Origin of the sequence: Escherichia sp. MOD1-EC7003 (assembly GCF_002965065.1) — a bacterium.
Classification (GTDB): domain Bacteria; phylum Pseudomonadota; class Gammaproteobacteria; order Enterobacterales; family Enterobacteriaceae; genus Escherichia.
In genome coordinates this window covers 1-18,168 of the sequence record NZ_PTRE01000056.1, presented here as the reverse complement: position 1 = coordinate 18,168, position 18,168 = coordinate 1, and the positions used below count along the sequence as shown (strand labels likewise).

The following is an 18,168-nucleotide window of genomic DNA, read 5'->3' as shown; positions in this document are numbered from 1 at the left end:
TTTGAGTAGAAAACGCAGCGGATGAAACTACAGAACTCTTTTCGCGACTATACGGCAGAGTCCGCGCTGTTTGTGCGCCGGGCGCTGGTCGCCTTTTTGGGGATTTTGCTGCTGACCGGCGTGCTTATCGCCAACCTGTATAATCTGCAAATTGTTCGCTTTACCGATTACCAGACCCGCTCTAATGAAAACCGCATTAAGCTGGTGCCTATCGCGCCCAGCCGCGGCATTATCTACGACCGTAACGGTATCCCTCTGGCACTTAACCGCACTATCTACCAGATAGAAATGATGCCGGAGAAAGTCGATAACGTGCAGCAAACGCTGGACGCTTTGCGCAGCGTGGTTGATCTGACCGATGATGATATTGCTGCATTCCGAAAAGAGCGCGCACGTTCACACCGTTTCACCTCTATTCCGGTGAAAACTAACCTGACCGAAGTACAAGTGGCACGCTTTGCCGTCAATCAGTACCGTTTTCCGGGGGTCGAAGTTAAGGGCTATAAACGTCGTTACTATCCTTACGGTTCGGCGTTGACCCATGTCATCGGCTATGTGTCGAAAATCAACGATAAAGACGTCGAACGTCTGAATAATGACGGCAAACTGGCCAACTATGCGGCAACGCATGATATCGGTAAGCTGGGAATTGAGCGTTACTACGAAGACGTACTGCACGGTCAGACCGGTTATGAAGAGGTTGAAGTTAACAACCGTGGGCGTGTTATCCGCCAGTTAAAAGAAGTACCGCCACAGGCCGGACACGATATTTACCTGACACTGGATCTCAAACTCCAGCAATATATTGAAACACTGCTGGCAGGTAGCCGCGCAGCTGTTGTTGTCACCGATCCTCGCACAGGTGGGGTGCTGGCGCTGGTATCCACACCAAGTTATGACCCAAACCTGTTTGTTGACGGTATCTCCAGCAAAGATTATTCCGCATTGCTGAACGACCCGAATACGCCGCTGGTGAACCGCGCCACACAAGGAGTTTATCCTCCCGCGTCTACAGTTAAACCCTATGTGGCGGTTTCAGCATTGAGCGCCGGGGTGATCACGCATAATACGACGTTGTTTGACCCAGGCTGGTGGCAACTGCCAGGGTCAGAAAAACGTTATCGTGACTGGAAAAAATGGGGCCACGGGCGTCTGAATGTCACAAGATCGCTGGAAGAATCTGCGGATACCTTCTTCTATCAGGTAGCCTACGATATGGGGATCGATCGCCTCTCCGAATGGATGGGTAAATTCGGTTATGGTCATTACACCGGTATCGACCTGGCTGAAGAACGTTCCGGCAACATGCCTACCCGCGAATGGAAACAGAAACGCTTTAAAAAACCGTGGTATCAGGGTGACACCATTCCGGTTGGTATCGGTCAGGGGTACTGGACAGCGACCCCAATCCAGATGAGTAAGGCACTGATGATCCTGATTAATGACGGTATCGTGAAAGTTCCGCATTTGCTAATGAGCACCGCCGAAGACGGCAAGCAGGTGCCATGGGTACAACCGCATGAACCGCCAGTCGGCGATATTCATTCCGGTTACTGGGAGCTGGCGAAAGACGGTATGTACGGTGTTGCTAACCGCCCTAACGGTACGGCGCATAAATACTTTGCCAGCGCACCGTACAAAATTGCGGCGAAATCAGGTACCGCTCAGGTGTTCGGTCTGAAAGCGAACGAAACCTATAATGCGCACAAAATTGCCGAGCGTTTACGTGACCACAAACTGATGACCGCCTTTGCGCCATACAACAATCCGCAAGTGGCTGTCGCCATGATTCTGGAGAACGGCGGCGCGGGTCCGGCGGTTGGTACGCTGATGCGCCAGATCCTCGACCACATTATGCTGGGTGATAACAACACCGTTCTGCCTGCGGAAAATCCAGCGGTTGCCGCAGCGGAGGACCATTAATCATGACGGATAATCCGAATAAAAAAACATTCTGGGATAAAGTCCATCTTGATCCCACAATGCTGCTGATCTTACTGGCATTGCTGGTTTACAGCGCCCTGGTTATCTGGAGCGCCAGCGGTCAGGATATCGGCATGATGGAGCGTAAAATCGGCCAAATCGCGATGGGTCTGGTCATCATGGTGGTGATGGCGCAAATCCCTCCACGCGTTTATGAAGGCTGGGCGCCCTATCTCTATATCATCTGTATTATTTTGCTGGTGGCGGTAGATGCTTTTGGCGCAATCTCCAAAGGCGCTCAACGCTGGTTGGACCTCGGTATCGTTCGTTTTCAGCCGTCGGAAATTGCCAAAATAGCCGTACCACTGATGGTGGCGCGCTTTATTAATCGCGACGTTTGTCCACCGTCGTTAAAAAATACCGCCATCGCGCTGGTGCTGATATTTATGCCCACGCTACTGGTGGCGGCGCAGCCTGACCTGGGGACATCAATCCTCGTTGCACTTTCTGGTCTGTTCGTACTGTTCCTCTCTGGCCTTAGCTGGCGCCTGATTGGCGTCGCAGTAGTACTGGTAGCAGCGTTCATTCCCATTCTGTGGTTCTTCCTGATGCATGACTACCAGCGCCAGCGCGTAATGATGCTCCTGGACCCGGAATCAGACCCACTCGGCGCGGGCTATCACATTATTCAGTCTAAAATTGCTATTGGCTCCGGCGGGCTACGCGGCAAAGGCTGGCTGCACGGCACTCAGTCACAGCTTGAATTTCTGCCTGAACGCCATACCGACTTTATCTTCGCTGTACTGGCAGAAGAGCTGGGATTAGTGGGCATTTTGATTCTGCTCGCTCTCTACATTCTGCTGATCATGCGTGGGCTGTGGATAGCCGCCAGAGCGCAAACCACCTTTGGTCGCGTCATGGCTGGCGGTTTAATGCTGATATTATTCGTTTATGTCTTCGTAAATATTGGTATGGTAAGCGGTATTCTGCCGGTTGTAGGGGTTCCGCTCCCACTGGTCAGTTATGGAGGATCGGCGCTCATTGTGCTGATGGCTGGGTTTGGGATTGTAATGTCAATCCACACTCACAGGAAAATGTTGTCGAAAAGCGTGTAAGAGGTGCGCAATGCGTAAGCAGTGGCTCGGGATCTGCATCGCGGCAGGAATGCTCGCGGCATGTACAAGCGATGATGGTCAGCAACAGACGGTAAGTGTACCGCAGCCTGCGGTATGTAACGGCCCCATAATTGAAATTAGCGGGGCAGACCCGCGTTTCGAACCACTGAACGCAACGGCAAATCAGGATTACCAGCGCGACGGTAAAAGCTACAAAATCGTGCAGGATCCGTCTCGATTTAGCCAGACGGGACTAGCGGCTATCTATGATGCCGAACCAGGCAGTAACCTGACGGCCTCAGGCGAAGCATTCGATCCGACACAGTTGACGGCGGCCCATCCAACACTTCCTATCCCCAGCTACGCCAGAATCACCAACCTGGCTAATGGGCGAATGATCGTGGTGCGCATTAATGATCGCGGCCCTTACGGCAACGACCGCGTTATTTCGCTTTCTCGCGCGGCAGCTGACCGTCTTAATACCTCAAACAACACCAAAGTTCGCATCGATCCGATCATTGTCTCCCAGGATGGTTCGCTTTATGGTCCAGGCATGGCTTGTACCACCGTCGCCAAACAGACTTACGCCCTGCCTGCACCTCCCGATTTAAGCGGTGGCACGGGAACTAGTTCGGTGTCTGGCCCGCAGGGTGACATTCTTCCGATCAGTAATTCGACGCTAAAAAGCGAAGATCCGACCGGCGCGCCAGTAACCAGCAGCGGTTTCCTCGGCGCACCAACGACCTTAGCGCCTGGTGTTCTGGAAGGCAGCGAACCAACGCCTGCTCCACAGCCGGTGGTTACAGCTCCGGCAACAACACCTGCAATGGTGACACCACAAGCTGCCTCACAAAGCGCCAGCGGCAACTTTATGGTGCAAGTCGGGGCCGTAAGCGATCAGGCGCGCGCGCAACAGTACCAACAGCAACTGGGACAGAAGTTCGGTGTCCCTGGCCGCGTGACTCAAAATGGCGCGGTCTGGCGGATCCAGCTTGGCCCATTCGCCAGCAAAGCCGAAGCCAGTACCTTGCAGCAACGTTTACAAACCGAAGCCCAATTACAGTCATTTATTACCACCGCGCAGTAGCGTAAAGCAGGCATCTGATGTGTCAATCTCTGTAAATGACGTTAACAAAGTCACGCGGAAAGTCAGATGCCTGCCGGTAGTGCATTTGCTATAGTAGGGCACTTTTTTTAATTCCATCACGGATGTCGTAGTTCAGACCATGAATACCATTTTTTCCGCTCGTATCATGAAGCGCCTGGCGCTCACCACGGCTCTTTGCACAGCCTTTATCTCTGCTGCACATGCCGATGACCTGAATATCAAAACTATGATCCCGGGTGTACCGCAGATCGACGCGGAGTCCTACATCCTGATTGACTATAACTCCGGCAAAGTGCTCGCCGAACAGAACGCAGATGTCCGTCGCGATCCTGCCAGCCTGACCAAAATGATGACCAGTTACGTTATCGGCCAGGCAATGAAAGCCGGTAAATTTAAAGAAACTGATTTAGTCACTATCGGCAACGACGCGTGGGCCACCGGTAACCCGGTGTTTAAAGGTTCTTCGCTGATGTTCCTCAAACCGGGCATGCAGGTTCCGGTTTCTCAGCTGATCCGCGGTATCAACCTGCAATCGGGTAACGATGCTTGCGTCGCCATGGCCGATTTTGCCGCAGGTAGCCAGGACGCTTTTGTTGGCTTGATGAACAGCTACGTTAACGCACTGGGCCTGAAAAACACCCACTTCCAGACGGTACACGGTCTGGATGCTGATGGTCAGTACAGCTCCGCACGAGATATGGCGCTGATCGGCCAGGCATTGATCCGCGACGTACCGAATGAATACTCGATTTATAAAGAAAAAGAATTTACGTTTAACGGTATTCGCCAGCTGAACCGTAACGGCCTGCTGTGGGATAACAGCCTGAATGTCGACGGCATCAAAACCGGACACACTGATAAAGCAGGTTATAACCTTGTTGCATCTGCGACTGAAGGCCAGATGCGCCTGATCTCTGCGGTGATGGGTGGACGTACTTTTAAAGGCCGTGAAGCCGAAAGTAAAAAACTGCTGACCTGGGGCTTCCGTTTCTTCGAAACGGTTAACCCACTGAAAGTAGGCAAAGAGTTCGCCTCTGAGCCGGTTTGGTTTGGTGATTCTGATCGCGCTTCGTTAGGGGTTGATAAAGACGTGTACCTGACCATTCCACGTGGCCGCATGAAAGATCTGAAAGCCAGCTACGTGCTGAATAGCAGTGAACTGCATGCCCCGCTGCAAAAGAATCAGGTCGTCGGTACTATCAACTTCCAGCTTGATGGGAAAACAATCGAGCAACGCCCGCTGGTCGTGTTGCAGGAAATCCCGGAAGGTAACTTCTTCGGCAAGATCATTGATTACATTAAATTAATGTTCCATCACTGGTTTGGTTAAAAACTGAACACTTGAAAGTGTGATTTCCGTCCCCATATACTAAGCATCAGTAAAAAACTCCCGCCTTCTGGCGGGAGTTGCTATTTAATTACGTTACGCCGGAGCTGACATGAAAACCAAACTTAACGAACTGCTTGAATTCCCTACTCCTTTTACTTACAAAGTTATGGGGCAGGCGTTACCTGAGCTGGTTGATCAGGTGGTTGAAGTGGTACAGCGCCATGCGCCAGGTGACTACACCCCAACGGTAAAACCAAGCAGCAAAGGCAACTACCACTCGGTATCTATCACTATCAACGCCACTCATATCGAGCAGGTTGAAACACTGTATGAAGAACTGGGCAAAATCGATATTGTCCGCATGGTTCTGTAACTCGCTTCTCCGTTACCCGGCCCCTGGTCGGGTAACTCCCCTCTCCTCGCTGTGATATACTTTTCCCCACTTTTACTCATTCTCCACGGAGATGCCGTTTTGTATCAGGATAAAATTCTTGTCCGCCAGCTCGGTCTTCAGCCTTACGAGCCAATCTCCCAGGCTATGCATGAATTCACCGATACCCGCGATGAAAGTACCCTTGATGAAATCTGGCTGGTCGAGCACTATCCGGTATTCACCCAAGGGCAGGCTGGAAAAGCTGAGCACATTTTAATGCCGGGTGATATTCCGGTGATCCAGAGCGATCGCGGTGGGCAGGTGACTTATCACGGGCCGGGGCAACAGGTGATGTATGTGTTGCTTAACCTGAAACGCCGTAAACTCGGTGTGCGTGAACTGGTGACCTTGCTTGAGCAAACAGTGGTGAATACCCTGGCTGAATTGGGTATAGAGGCGCATCCTCGGGCTGACGCACCAGGGGTCTATGTCGGGGAAAAGAAAATTTGCTCACTTGGTTTACGTATTCGGCGCGGTTGTTCATTCCACGGTCTGGCATTAAACGTCAATATGGATCTTTCGCCATTTTTACGTATTAATCCTTGTGGGTATGCCGGAATGGAAATGGCTAAAATATCACAATGGAACCCCGAAGCGACGACTGATAATATTGCACCGCGGTTACTAAAAAATATTTTAACGTTACTAAACAACCCTGCTGTAGAATATATCCCTGATTAATTATATCGATAAATGGCCCACATTACACTGGGTCATTTATCATAAAATTTGCTAATAAATTACACTTCCTTAGTATTTGTATATTTTCGCCCTTACTGGATGAAAAATGATACCACGTCTTACCCTGCAACTAACCTATTGATTAATTTATTGAATTAGCTAACCATGGCGCGTAAACGCGCTCCAGTTAAATTAAGCATAAAATTATTGTATTTATTAGATTAATTTTTTCATTAATAATGATTGAAGTAAGTTCGTAGATAGTAATAACCAAATTGAATTCTATTTACGTAGGCAGATGTTACAAGGAAAAATGCAAATTTTTCTACATTAAGAAATATTGTCCTCAACCTTCAGACTATTTTTTTAGGCATATATGCGCATAAAGTTATTGTTAATACGGCGAAAATCCTTAATCTGACTCCCCCGGCAATCAGCCAGGGACTGAAATTCATTCTCGCGCACAGGGCATCAAAGGAAGCTTTGAGTTACCAGAAAGGCAAAATATTGCTGGCCTCTGGACAGTCTGCCCTTCCCTACATGCAATAATGAGCAAATCAATGTTTCTGTCCATTACAATAAATCCAGCCTGCAAGACCCTACACTCCACGAGGCTATAGATATTATCCGCAATGCATTTTGAAAAAGTATTGTTACAGTCAGATCACAGCGCAGAACGATAAAATGGCACATTCCAACAACAATTTTACATTTTCACGACCACTTTGGCTGCTTTCAGGTCCGTTTCAATGATATACTGCCAGTCGTTAATTCAAAAATAGTTGATAATTACAACAATCTATTGAATTGAAACGCTTTCCTTCGTAATTCGCAACTGGAACACGCACGCTATGAGTAAACCCATTGTGATGGAACGCGGTGTTAAATACCGCGATGCCGATAAGATGGCCCTTATCCCGGTTAAAAACGTGGCAACAGAGCGCGAAGCCCTGCTGCGCAAGCCGGAATGGATGAAAATCAAGCTTCCAGCGGACTCTACACGTATCCAGGGCATCAAAGCCGCAATGCGCAAAAATGGCCTGCATTCTGTCTGCGAGGAAGCCTCCTGCCCTAACCTGGCAGAATGCTTCAACCACGGCACAGCAACGTTTATGATCCTCGGCGCTATTTGTACCCGCCGTTGTCCGTTCTGTGACGTTGCCCACGGTCGCCCGGTAGCTCCGGATGCCAATGAGCCAGTGAAACTGGCGCAGACTATTGCCGATATGGCGCTGCGTTATGTGGTTATCACCTCCGTTGACCGTGATGACCTGCGCGATGGCGGTGCTCAGCACTTTGCGGATTGCATTACTGCCATTCGGGAAAAAAGTCCGGAAATCAAAATTGAAACTCTGGTGCCGGATTTCCGCGGTCGTATGGATCGTGCTCTGGATATTCTGACCGCTACACCACCAGATGTGTTCAACCATAACCTGGAAAACGTACCGCGTATTTACCGTCAGGTACGGCCTGGCGCAGATTACAACTGGTCGCTGAAACTGCTGGAACGCTTTAAAGAAGCGCATCCGGAAATCCCGACCAAGTCAGGTCTGATGGTGGGACTGGGTGAAACCAATGAAGAAATTATCGAAGTAATGCGCGACCTGCGTCGCCATGGTGTGACGATGCTAACGCTGGGGCAATATTTGCAGCCAAGCCGCCATCACCTGCCAGTTCAACGTTACGTTAGCCCGGATGAGTTCGACGAAATGAAAGCCGAAGCGCTGGCAATGGGCTTTACCCATGCTGCATGCGGTCCGTTTGTCCGCTCTTCTTACCACGCCGATTTGCAGGCGAAAGGGATGGAAGTTAAGTAAACCTGTAATAATTACTTACATCTGTTTGATAAAAAACCCGCTTTTTGAAGCGGGTTTTTTGTATCGAACAAGATATTGAGAGAGCGTCCTGCTCGCCACGTCACTCTTTATGAGAGAGCTTTTCAGCCTGAAGATCAACGTCTGCGCCTTTTTTCGCCGCAGCATCGTCATCATTCATCGCCTTCTTGAACCCTTTAATGGCCGCTCCAAGGTCTCCGCCCAGCGTACGTAACTTCTTAGTCCCAAACAGTAGAACGACCAGCGCCGCAACTACCAACAGTTTGGTAATACTAATCTCACCCATAGATACCTTCTTGACATATAACCGGCAACAGAACGCGCCTTAAAACCAGACAATATTAACGGTCATTCGACGCGCGCACACAATAGCAATCTGTAACAAGGTGAATCAAGCGCCGAGTAAAAAAACATCATAATAATTGCGGCGGCGCAAAGCGACGGTTGTTTAAGACGGGAAGTTGCGCGCGTACCTGACGCACTCGTTCGGGCGTCGCTTCTGCCATAATGAGCGCAGGCATTTCTGCCGCCGCCGCAATAGTGACGCCAAAGGGATCTATAATCCGGCTTTGCCCGATATTTTTGTTCCCGCACTCCCCCGCGGCCACCATATAACAGGTGGTATCCAGCGCACGAGCGGCAAGCAGCGTTGACCAGTGGAATTCTTTGAGCGGCCCGCGAACCCAGGCCGCGGGAAGTACCAGGATTTCAGCGCCCTGTAATGCCAATGCCAGCGCCAGCTCTGGAAAGCGTAAGTCATAACAGGTCATCAGACCGACCTTCATCCCTTCGACCTCCAGTAACGGAGCTATTTCATTACCAGCATCAACATGACGTGATTCCTGAATGGCAAATGCATCATAGAGATGCAATTTGGCATAATGGGCGACGATGTTTCCTGCCTGTAGCGCCACCAGCATATTCCATGCGCGCCCCAGCGTTGAAGGAACATGAATCGTCAGAATTGTCGTCATCATGTTACGTTTACTTTCTCGCCGTAAACGTCCGAGGAAGGCGCCCTCCAGCAGTTGTGCTGATTTAACCGAAAGATCCGCATCATGATCATCGCGCGCCAGCAAAGCCTCCGGCAGGACAAACAGCGAAACGTCATTTTCCACCGCCTGCGCCATCAACGAGGCACAAATCTCAGCGTTCTTTTCCCACACAGATGTAACAGCAAACTGTCCTGCGGCAACCAGCATTGCATCTCCTGTCAGAGTCGTAAAATTCGCCAACGTCGATTATTCGGCGTTACACTTATCACTCATACAAATCAAATAGCAGGATTTTGCAGTGTTACAACTCCTTTTAGCAGTTTTTATTGGCGGTGGTACGGGAAGCGTAGCGAGATGGCTGTTAAGTATGCGGTTTAACCCGCTGCATCAGGCTATTCCTTTGGGAACGCTGGCAGCAAACCTGACTGGAGCATTCATCATAGGAATGGGATTCGCCTGGTTCAGCAGGATGACGAACATTGATCCCGTGTGGAAAGTGTTAATCACCACCGGATTTTGTGGCGGTCTAACAACCTTCTCAACATTTTCCGCAGAAGTAGTATTTTTGTTACAAGAGGGCCGCTTTGGCTGGGCGTTACTGAACGTCTTCGTCAACCTTTTGGGTTCTTTTGCCATGACCGCACTGGCTTTCTGGCTGTTTTCGGCCTCAACTGCACACTAAAGACCAAAAAAAACCCGCTGATTAAGCGGGTTTTGAATTCTTGCTGACGTATCTTACAGAGCGATTACGTTTGCAGCAGAAGGGCCTTTGGCACCGTTAGTGATTTCGAACTCTACGCGCTGACCTTCAGCAAGAGTTTTAAAACCATTAGTCTGGATTGCAGAGAAGTGTACGAACACGTCTTTGCTGCCGTCTTCCGGAGTAATGAAACCGAATCCTTTGGACTCATTAAACCACTTAACGTTACCTTTAATCTTAGACATCAAAATTACCTTTACATGAAAAATAGACACAAATGCTGTGTCGGTTACCAGTACACCAATTGTGGTACGCTTTGTCCAGTGCAACTTTACTAAAAAGTGATAAAAGTCGCGTTATTTTTGATGTTGATTATTTTAGTAGTTGATTTTAAAGAATTTACTAAAACTACATTTGTCTCAAAACTGAAAGTGCATCCAGGCAAAGTACACATTGCCATTGTTGCTGGTCCCCAGAATGTAGGTCATGTGAAAAGTCTCTGGACCATCCCCTACAGAGGCCAATGGCAGTAGAACCGGGAGAGGGATGTAATTCCAGTTATCTCGTGCCGTTACGCCAGCGGTGAATCCCAGACCTAAATGAAAATTTTCATCCCAACGAGACTGGCCAAAACCACCGCCCCAGAGTCGCTCGTTATAACGAGCGTTTTTTTCTTTGTCGTAAGCGAAACGTGCATACCAGGTTTGTGCAATATTTTATCCAAACGTTGTCATCCATTCATCTGCGTTAGCAAAAACTTTATCACCGCTGATTAACTGAATAAAAACAAAGAAAAATATGGTGACATATTTACTAACTTTCATTTATGACCATAAAAATTTTATCAAAAATCTACTACCGGCATAGCCGCGCTACAATTAACATAACCTCAATAGTCCCAACATAAAGAACAATCTGAATGGCTGCTCTATTTATTTCTGCCTATTTCAGATAAATATCTCCGCGCACTTATTAAAGATAACGCGGCGTTGTCTGTAATGGAAATAGTCATAAAAGAAAAACCAAGCCGATTATGACAATAACACGCAATCAATAAAAATCCATTTATTTTCAATAGAATAAAAAGACACCTTAACGAAGAATATATTCTATGTCGTCAACTTACGTGCATGGCAGATTGTTTTTTGAGCAAACAACCGCAACCAACCTTATCGCGATTAACAAATTTGCATCATTCCGCCATCAATTTACACACATTATTATTGGATAATGGCCAACGGCTAAATATGTGTTTTGTTATCTATGTATAAAAACAGCAATACCAATGCTTTAATGGCGGTTTTTCTTGATTTTAATCAGCATTCATCGCCAATTTATTCGGCATATTTCCCCCTTAAGTTTTAGGAATTTTTATTATTTACTTTGGGGTCTGGAGACAGGAAAAATTATGCTGACATTCATTGAACTCCTTATTGGGGTTGTGGTTATTGTGGGTGTAGCTCGCTACATCATTAAAGGGTATTCGGCCACCGGCGTGTTATTTGTCGGTGGCCTGTTATTGTTGATTATCAGTGCCGTTATGGGGCACAAAGTTTTACCGTCCAGCCAGGCTTCAACAGGCTACAGCGCCACGGATATCGTTGAATACGTTAAAATATTACTAATGAGCCGCGGCGGCGACCTCGGCATGATGATTATGATGCTGTGTGGTTTTGCCGCTTACATGACCCATATCGGCGCAAATGATATGGTGGTCAAGCTGGCATCAAAGCCATTGCAGTATATTAACTCCCCTTACCTGCTGATGATTGCCGCCTATTTTGTCGCCTGTCTGATGTCTCTGGCTGTGTCTTCCGCAACCGGTCTGGGTGTTTTACTGATGGCAACCCTGTTTCCAGTGATGGTAAACGTTGGCATCAGTCGTGGCGCAGCTGCTGCTATTTGTGCCTCCCCGGCGGCGATTATTCTCGCACCGACTTCAGGGGATGTGGTGCTTGCGGCACAAGCTTCCGAAATGTCGCTGATTGACTTCGCCTTCAAAACGACGCTGCCTATCTCAATTGCTGCGATTGTCGGCATGGCTATCGCCCACTTCTTCTGGCAACGTTATCTGGATAAAAAAGAGCACATCTCTCATGAAATGTTAGATGTCAGCGAAATCACCACCACTGCCCCTGCGTTTTATGCCATTTTGCCGTTCACGCCGATCATCGGAGTGCTGATTTTTGACGGCAAATGGGGTCCACAATTACACATCATCACTATTCTGGTGATTTGTATGCTGATTGCCTCCATTCTGGAGTTCATCCGCAGCTTTAATACACAGAACGTTTTCTCTGGTCTGGAAGTGGCTTATCGCGGTATGGCAGATGCGTTTGCCAACGTGGTTATGCTGCTGGTTGCTGCTGGGGTATTCGCACAGGGGCTTAGCACCATCGGCTTTATTCAAAGTCTGATTTCTATCGCTACCTCGTTTGGTTCGGCGAGTATCATCCTGATGCTGGTATTGGTGATCCTGACAATGCTGGCGGCAGTCACGACCGGTTCAGGCAATGCGCCGTTTTATGCGTTTGTTGAGATGATCCCGAAACTGGCGCATTCTTCCGGCATTAACCCGGCGTATTTGACTATCCCAATGCTACAGGCGTCAAACCTGGGTCGTACCCTTTCCCCCGTTTCTGGCGTAGTCGTTGCGGTTGCCGGGATGGCAAAAATCTCGCCATTTGAAGTCGTAAAACGCACCTCGGTGCCGGTGCTTGTTGGGCTGGTGATTGTTATCGTTGCTACAGAGCTGATGGTGCCAGGAACGTCAGCAGCGGTCACAGGCAAGTAAATAGTAATGCCGGAGTCAAGTTTCCTCCGGCTTTATCATGTCACCCACAGCGGTATATGCGTTGCGGTCTGCCAACTTTGCCGTGAACAATTTCAGCAATAATCAGATGGCGGCTGGCGCAATATTCAAGATAACGCCTGGCAGTGGTGCGGCTGATGGTCAGAGCCTGCGCCACCGTTTCTGCCGTATGTTGCACACCAGGCTCTTTGAACAATTTTCGCACTGCGTTTAGCGTCAAGGGGTCAATGCCGGTCGGCAGCTCATCCTTAGGTTCACCGCGAGCATAAGCATTAAACATCTCATCAATTTGCTTCTGGCTGGCGCTATCAATGCTTTCCAGCATATGTTTACGCTGACGGAAACGGGTTAGCGTTTGCCCCAAGCGTTCATAGGCAATGGGCTTAATGAGATAATCAAATACACCACAACGTACGGCTTCAGACACCGTTTCCATATCGCTGGCGGCAGTGGTAAACACCACGTCGCCGGGATAATGCGCCTGCACCAGTTCATGCAGTAAATTAATCCCTCTACCGTCAGGAAGATAGTTATCGAGCAAGATTAGCTCTGGCTTAAAACGCTCGATCATCATTCGGGCCTGCGCCAGGTTTCCCGCCAGTAATATCTGGCTGAATCCGGGAATGTGACGAATATATTCCGCATGCATCTCTGCCAGCGGCGTTTCGTCCTCAACGATCAATAGGGTTAATGGAGCTGTCATTAGGTTTCACTTTCGGAATATAGATTGAAAATAAAGTACCGCAGGGATCATTATCTTCGAGAGTAATAACACCACCGCAGCGCGTTACGTAGCTGGCAATCAAGTACAACCCAATGCCATGTTCTCCGGGCTCGTCAGCACGCGTACTGACACCCTGCTCAAATATTTTGTCTCGTAGAGACTCTGGAACACCACAACCCTGATCGGCGACTTCAATCACTACATCATCACCTTCATCGCTAAGGAATAATTCAACGACCTTGTTTCCTTCATCGCTGCGCAGGCTGGCTTCGAAGGCATTATCAAGTAAATTGCCAACAATGGCTGCAAACTCGGTGCAGTCCAGTCCTGACGGCAGTTGTGAAAGCTGACTACCGGGAACGATGATCATTTTTAGCCCCAGTTCGCGGGCGCGCTGCACTTTACCAAAAAGCAGCCCCGCCACCTGGCGATCGGCAAACGCCTCGCGCAGGCTGTCAATAAGCTGTTGCTGGGCCTGAGACTCCCCCTGCACCATCGCCAGCACGCGATCATACTCTTTCATCTGCAACAGACCATTGAGCGTCGACATCCAATTGAGATGCTCATGTCGCAATGTGCGCAGGCTCTCGACGTATTGTTTAATTTGTGTCAGTTGCGCATTGAGGGTGGAAATTTCGTCTTTACTACGAAAGCTGATAATGGCTCCCAGCAAATCATCACCAGAACGAATAGCTTCCCGATTGGCAATAACGCTCAGACCGTTAAAGTTCGCCACCACATCCTGGCGTTTTTCATCAATCTGCTCGGTAAAGAAATCGGCGGGCCTGACCACCTCGGCAATGGGTTTTCCCAACCATTGCCGTCCGGGGGAACTCAGCCCCAGCATCTTTCTTGCGTTACGATTAATGGCGGTAATGTAACCGTGTGGATCCACCGCAATCAGTCCTTCATAGACCGAACTAAACAGCGCCTCTTGCTGACGGACCACGCGTGCGATTTGTTTTGGCTCCATACCCATCATCTGCCGACGGATATGCGCAGCCAGGAACCACGACAGCAACATCAGAATCCCTAACAGCACGACGAACACGCCTGCCATCGGTAACAAAAACTCAGCCCGCCAGCTATCGATTTTACTGACCAAATAGCCAATAGACACCACGCCGATGACTTTACCATCATCATCAAAGATTGGCGTTTTAGCACGCATCGCCATACCAATTGACCCTTTCCCGGTGATGAAGTAGCTCTCCCCTTTTTCCAGCGCACCCGGCTTGGTGAACTGCATAGGATAACCAATTTTCTCCGGATTAGGATGGTAAAGACGTATCGAGTGCCGATCGCCAATCACGACATAATCAAAATCAGTATCTCTTTGCAATTTGTCAGCGATAGTCGCCAGTCGCTTGTAGTCACGCGTTTTCACCGCAGAGATGACACTGTCATTTGAGGCAATAATTTTCGCCTGATTCATTGCCATGTCGCGTACATGAAGCGTTAAATAGTCCTCAAAACTGGCCGTAAAATATTGCGCCAGTGCCGCGATGACAAATATTGAGAACACCAGAATCAGCAAAAAGATACGCAGCGGAAATGCCAGTCTTTGGAAGAATGCAAACTGTTTATTCTTGTTAGGCTGCAACATTGTTTTCCTTGCGGGTTGTCCCGAGCATTTTTGACGGATGTAATTAAAATGTTGAATAAAAATACATAGATATTAAATATGATAGTGACAAATTTTATTCATTAAATCAATTAAATCACTTAAACCTACAGGTCATTTCGTAATTACATTAATTAAAAAACTTAAAACCATTAAATAAATAAAAAACCACTAACTCTATGTGAAATAAATCAAAATTTCACGCCGCAATACTCCTTAGGATGTATGGCGAAAGGAGAAAAAGATATATCGCTGTCGAAATCCTTTCTTCCAACTGAAAATAAAAAGTTATCAGTTTGCAACATTAAACAACATTTGTTTCAAATCGATAACAACATCCACCTTCAGGATACTATTTATTATGTTCGGCAATGATATTTTCACCCGTGTAAAACGTTCAGAAAATAAAAAAATGGCAGAAATCGCCCAGTTTCTGCATGAGAATGATTTGAGCGTTGACACCACAGTTGAAGTATTTATTACCGTAACCCGCGAAGAAAAGCTTATCGCGTGCGGTGGAATTGCCGGAAATATTATTAAATGCGTTGCTATCAGTGAATCCGTTCGCGGTGAAGGACTGGCGCTGACATTAGCCACCGAACTCATTAACCTCGCCTATGAACGGCACAGCACACATCTTTTTATTTATACCAAAACCGAATACGAGGCGCTGTTCCACCAGTGCGGTTTTTCCACGCTGACCAGCGTACCCGGCGTGATGGTGCTGATGGAAAACAGCGCCACACGGCTGAAACGCTATGCCGAGTCGCTGAAAAAATTTCGTCATCAAGGGAACAAGATTGGCTGCATTGTGATAAACGCCAACCCCTTTACGAATGGTCACCATTATCTGATTCAACAGGCTGCGGCACAGTGCGACTGGCTGCATCTGTTTTTAGTCAAAGAAGATTCTTCACGCTTCCCCTATGAAGACCGGCTGGATCTGGTGTTAAAAGGCACCGCCGATATTCCACGCCTGACTGTGCATCGCGGCTCCGAATACATCATCTCCCGCGCCACTTTCCCTTGCTACTTCATTAAAGAACAGAGCGTCATTAACCATTGTTACACCGAAATTGATCTGAAGATTTTCCGTCAGTACCTCGCTCCCGCGCTGGGTGTAACTCACCGCTTTGTCGGTACTGAACCTTATTGTCGCGTTACCGCTCAGTACAACCAGGATATGCGCTACTGGCTGGAAACCCCGACGCTCTCCGCACCGCCCATCGAATTGGTTGAAATTGAGCGGCTGCGTTATCAGGAGATGCCGATATCCGCTTCCCGGGTACGTCAACTGCTGGCGAAAAACGATCTCACGGCTATCGCGCCGCTGGTCCCTGCAGTCACGCTGCATTATTTGCAGAACCTGCTTGAGCATTCCCGCCAGGACGCGGCAGCTCGTCAAAAGACCCCCGCATGAGAAACAGGTGAAAAATGAAAATAAACCAGCCCGCCGTTGCAGGCACCCTTGAGTCTGGGGATGTGATGATACGCATCGCCCCACTCGATACGCAGGATATCGACCTGCAAATCAACAGCAGCGTTGAGAAACAGTTTGGCGATGCAATTCGCACCACCATTCTGGACGTTCTCGCCCGCTATAACGTGCGCGGCGTACAGCTGAATGTCGATGACAAAGGCGCACTGGACTGCATTTTACGTGCACGACTGGAAGCCCTACTGGCACGCGCCAGCGGTATCCCGGCTCTGCCATGGGAGGATTGCCAATGATTTCCGCTTCGCTGCAACAACGTAAAACTCGCACCCGCCGCAGCATGTTGTTTGTGCCTGGTGCCAATGCCGCAATGGTCAGCAACTCCTTCATCTACCCGGCTGATGCCCTGATGTTTGACCTCGAAGACTCCGTGGCATTGCGTGAAAAAGACACCGCCCGCCGCATGGTCTACCACGCGCTGCAACATCCGCTGTATCGCGATATTGAAACCATTGTGCGTGTAAACGCGCTGGATTCCGAATGGGGTGTTAACGACCTGGAAGCCGTCGTTCGCGGTGGCGCAGACGTTGTACGTCTGCCGAAAACCGATACCGCTCAGGATGTTCTGGATATCGAAAAAGAGATCCTGCGTATTGAAAAAGCCTGTGGTCGTGAACCCGGCAGCACCGGTCTGCTGGCGGCGATTGAATCTCCGCTGGGCATTACTCGCGCGGTGGAAATCGCTCACGCTTCCGAGCGTTTGATCGGTATCGCCCTTGGTGCTGAAGACTATGTGCGCAACCTGCGTACAGAGCGCTCCCCGGAAGGAACCGAACTGCTGTTCGCTCGCTGCTCCATTTTGCAGGCCGCGCGCTCTGCGGGTATTCAAGCGTTCGATACCGTCTATTCAGACGCCAACAACGAAGCCGGATTCCTGCAAGAAGCCGCCCATATCAAACAGTTGGGCTTTGACGGCAAATCGCTGATCAACCCACGTCAGATTGATCTGCTGCACAACCTCTACGCACCGACCCAAAAAGAAGTGGATCACGCCCGCCGCGTCGTAGAAGCCGCTGAAGCCGCCGCTCGCGAAGGCCTCGGCGTGGTTTCCCTGAACGGCAAGATGGTGGACGGCCCGGTTATCGATCGCGCCCGTCTGGTGCTCTCCCGCGCAGAACTTTCCGGCATCCGCGAAGAATAAGGCAATCAAAATGACGCAGAAAATTGAACAATCTCAACGACAAGAACGGGTAGCGGCCTGGAATCGTCGCGCTGAATGCGATCTTGCCGCTTTCCAGAACTCACCGAAGCAAACTTATCAGGCTGAAAAAACGCGCGATCGCAAACTGTGCGCCAACCTGGAAGAAGCGATTCGTCGTTCTGGTTTGAAAGTAAGCGTGCAGCAAGAACCGTATTGACGGGGATGTGTTATTCAGTCGGCAGTGCTACGCGC

General features: G+C 49.1%; 17 protein-coding genes and 4 pseudogenes. 15 read left to right on the top strand and 6 right to left on the bottom strand.

Going from position 1 to position 18,168, the window contains the following annotated elements; translation table 11 throughout:
• Nucleotides 1-21 precede the first annotated feature (21 nt).
• From mrdA to lipA, 9 genes and pseudogenes are all read left to right on the top strand, one after another.
• Nucleotides 22-1,923 (top strand): peptidoglycan DD-transpeptidase MrdA, encoded by a 1,902-nt coding sequence (gene mrdA, locus A7090_RS10505; RefSeq protein WP_105273983.1) that lies wholly within the window; start codon nt 22-24, stop codon nt 1,921-1,923.
• 2 nt (nt 1,924-1,925) lie between these two features.
• The gene (gene mrdB / locus A7090_RS10500; RefSeq protein ID WP_000131717.1) at nt 1,926-3,038 is read left to right on the top strand and encodes a peptidoglycan glycosyltransferase MrdB; all 1,113 of its coding nucleotides are present in this window, start codon (nt 1,926-1,928) and stop codon (nt 3,036-3,038) included.
• A 10-nt stretch (nt 3,039-3,048) separates the two neighbouring features.
• Complete coding sequence (gene rlpA / locus A7090_RS10495) at nt 3,049-4,125, top strand: endolytic peptidoglycan transglycosylase RlpA (RefSeq protein ID WP_105273982.1); 1,077 nt, start codon at nt 3,049-3,051, stop codon at nt 4,123-4,125.
• A 139-nt stretch (nt 4,126-4,264) separates the two neighbouring features.
• Nucleotides 4,265-5,476 (top strand): D-alanyl-D-alanine carboxypeptidase DacA, encoded by a 1,212-nt coding sequence (gene dacA / locus A7090_RS10490; protein ID WP_001092082.1) that lies wholly within the window; start codon nt 4,265-4,267, stop codon nt 5,474-5,476.
• Nucleotides 5,477-5,585: 109 nt separating this feature from the next.
• Nucleotides 5,586-5,849 carry a DUF493 family protein YbeD gene (ybeD, locus tag A7090_RS10485; protein ID WP_000850550.1) on the top strand — a complete coding sequence of 88 codons (264 nt, stop codon included), beginning with the start codon at nt 5,586-5,588 and terminating at the stop codon, nt 5,847-5,849.
• Nucleotides 5,850-5,948: 99 nt separating this feature from the next.
• Nucleotides 5,949-6,590, top strand: coding sequence for a lipoyl(octanoyl) transferase LipB (gene lipB, locus A7090_RS10480; RefSeq protein WP_105273981.1), 642 nt, complete (start codon nt 5,949-5,951; stop codon nt 6,588-6,590).
• Nucleotides 6,591-6,911: 321 nt separating this feature from the next.
• Nucleotides 6,912-7,052: pseudogene (locus A7090_RS26540) on the top strand (YbeF family transcriptional regulator); the annotation flags it as partial.
• A gap of 46 nt (nt 7,053-7,098) precedes the next feature.
• A pseudogene (locus tag A7090_RS27265) lies at nt 7,099-7,233 on the top strand (YbeF family transcriptional regulator); the annotation flags it as partial.
• A gap of 208 nt (nt 7,234-7,441) precedes the next feature.
• On the top strand, nt 7,442-8,407 hold the full coding sequence (lipA, locus tag A7090_RS10470) for a lipoyl synthase (RefSeq protein ID WP_000042625.1): 966 nt from the start codon (nt 7,442-7,444) through the stop codon (nt 8,405-8,407).
• Between the two features lie 100 nt (nt 8,408-8,507).
• Here lipA and tatE read toward each other — a convergent pair whose 3' ends face one another.
• Together tatE and A7090_RS10460 are read right to left on the bottom strand one after the other, a co-directional pair.
• Nucleotides 8,508-8,711 (bottom strand): twin-arginine translocase subunit TatE, encoded by a 204-nt coding sequence (tatE, locus tag A7090_RS10465; protein WP_000503931.1) that lies wholly within the window; start codon nt 8,709-8,711, stop codon nt 8,508-8,510.
• 127 nt (nt 8,712-8,838) lie between these two features.
• Complete coding sequence (locus A7090_RS10460) at nt 8,839-9,627, bottom strand: deaminated glutathione amidase (protein ID WP_105273979.1); 789 nt, start codon at nt 9,625-9,627, stop codon at nt 8,839-8,841.
• A gap of 91 nt (nt 9,628-9,718) precedes the next feature.
• Here A7090_RS10460 and crcB point away from each other — a divergent pair, with 91 nt between their 5' ends.
• Entirely contained in the window at nt 9,719-10,102 is a 384-nt protein-coding gene (gene crcB / locus A7090_RS10455) for a fluoride efflux transporter CrcB (protein ID WP_105273978.1), read from the top strand.
• Between the two features lie 53 nt (nt 10,103-10,155).
• On the opposite strand, the gene cspE is transcribed toward crcB, so the two are convergent.
• On the bottom strand, nt 10,156-10,365 hold the full coding sequence (cspE, locus tag A7090_RS10450) for a transcription antiterminator/RNA stability regulator CspE (RefSeq protein WP_000034825.1): 210 nt from the start codon (nt 10,363-10,365) through the stop codon (nt 10,156-10,158).
• 174 nt (nt 10,366-10,539) lie between these two features.
• Nucleotides 10,540-10,944 (bottom strand): annotated as a pseudogene (pagP, locus tag A7090_RS10445) (lipid IV(A) palmitoyltransferase PagP).
• Nucleotides 10,945-11,528: 584 nt separating this feature from the next.
• Between pagP and dcuC the strand changes: the two are divergent.
• Nucleotides 11,529-12,914, top strand: a complete 1,386-nt coding sequence (gene dcuC, locus A7090_RS10435) for an anaerobic C4-dicarboxylate transporter DcuC (RefSeq protein WP_105273976.1) — start codon at nt 11,529-11,531, stop codon at nt 12,912-12,914.
• Between the two features lie 40 nt (nt 12,915-12,954).
• Here the strand turns inward: dcuC and dpiA are convergent, their stop codons facing one another.
• Nucleotides 12,955-13,635 (bottom strand): two-component response regulator DpiA, encoded by a 681-nt coding sequence (gene dpiA, locus A7090_RS10430; protein WP_105273975.1) that lies wholly within the window; start codon nt 13,633-13,635, stop codon nt 12,955-12,957.
• Complete coding sequence (gene dpiB / locus A7090_RS10425) at nt 13,604-15,262, bottom strand: sensor histidine kinase DpiB (protein ID WP_105273974.1); 1,659 nt, start codon at nt 15,260-15,262, stop codon at nt 13,604-13,606. Before dpiB ends, dpiA begins: the two co-directional genes overlap by 32 nt.
• A 379-nt stretch (nt 15,263-15,641) precedes the next feature.
• Here dpiB and citC point away from each other — a divergent pair, with 379 nt between their 5' ends.
• The 4 genes and pseudogenes from citC to A7090_RS10405 all read left to right on the top strand — a co-directional run.
• A complete protein-coding gene (gene citC, locus A7090_RS10420; protein WP_105273973.1) occupies nt 15,642-16,700 on the top strand; it encodes a [citrate (pro-3S)-lyase] ligase in 1,059 nt (352 codons plus the stop codon).
• Nucleotides 16,701-16,714: 14 nt separating this feature from the next.
• Entirely contained in the window at nt 16,715-17,011 is a 297-nt protein-coding gene (gene citD / locus A7090_RS10415; RefSeq protein ID WP_000700703.1) for a citrate lyase acyl carrier protein, read from the top strand.
• Nucleotides 17,008-17,916, top strand: coding sequence for a citrate (pro-3S)-lyase subunit beta (gene citE / locus A7090_RS10410; RefSeq protein ID WP_000622357.1), 909 nt, complete (start codon nt 17,008-17,010; stop codon nt 17,914-17,916). Before citD ends, citE begins: the two co-directional genes overlap by 4 nt.
• A 10-nt stretch (nt 17,917-17,926) precedes the next feature.
• A pseudogene (locus tag A7090_RS10405) lies at nt 17,927-18,106 on the top strand (citrate lyase subunit alpha); the annotation flags it as partial.
• Nucleotides 18,107-18,168 lie beyond the last annotated feature (62 nt).

Bases quoted from the DNA above. Each gene is read 5' to 3' on its own strand.
- tatE (WP_000503931.1), bottom strand. From the start codon at position 8,711: ATGGGTGAGATTAGTATTACCAAACTGTTGGTAGTTGCGGCGCTGGTC.
- dpiB (WP_105273974.1), bottom strand. From the start codon at position 15,262: ATGTTGCAGCCTAACAAGAATAAACAGTTTGCATTCTTCCAAAGACTG.
- dacA (WP_001092082.1), top strand. From the start codon at position 4,265: ATGAATACCATTTTTTCCGCTCGTATCATGAAGCGCCTGGCGCTCACC.
- ybeD (WP_000850550.1), top strand. From the start codon at position 5,586: ATGAAAACCAAACTTAACGAACTGCTTGAATTCCCTACTCCTTTTACT.
- mrdA (WP_105273983.1), top strand. From the start codon at position 22: ATGAAACTACAGAACTCTTTTCGCGACTATACGGCAGAGTCCGCGCTG.
- citE (WP_000622357.1), top strand. From the start codon at position 17,008: ATGATTTCCGCTTCGCTGCAACAACGTAAAACTCGCACCCGCCGCAGC.
- citC (WP_105273973.1), top strand. From the start codon at position 15,642: ATGTTCGGCAATGATATTTTCACCCGTGTAAAACGTTCAGAAAATAAA.
- dcuC (WP_105273976.1), top strand. From the start codon at position 11,529: ATGCTGACATTCATTGAACTCCTTATTGGGGTTGTGGTTATTGTGGGT.
- mrdB (WP_000131717.1), top strand. From the start codon at position 1,926: ATGACGGATAATCCGAATAAAAAAACATTCTGGGATAAAGTCCATCTT.
- dpiA (WP_105273975.1), bottom strand. From the start codon at position 13,635: ATGACAGCTCCATTAACCCTATTGATCGTTGAGGACGAAACGCCGCTG.
- cspE (WP_000034825.1), bottom strand. From the start codon at position 10,365: ATGTCTAAGATTAAAGGTAACGTTAAGTGGTTTAATGAGTCCAAAGGA.
- citD (WP_000700703.1), top strand. From the start codon at position 16,715: ATGAAAATAAACCAGCCCGCCGTTGCAGGCACCCTTGAGTCTGGGGAT.
- rlpA (WP_105273982.1), top strand. From the start codon at position 3,049: ATGCGTAAGCAGTGGCTCGGGATCTGCATCGCGGCAGGAATGCTCGCG.
- A7090_RS10460 (WP_105273979.1), bottom strand. From the start codon at position 9,627: ATGCTGGTTGCCGCAGGACAGTTTGCTGTTACATCTGTGTGGGAAAAG.
- lipA (WP_000042625.1), top strand. From the start codon at position 7,442: ATGAGTAAACCCATTGTGATGGAACGCGGTGTTAAATACCGCGATGCC.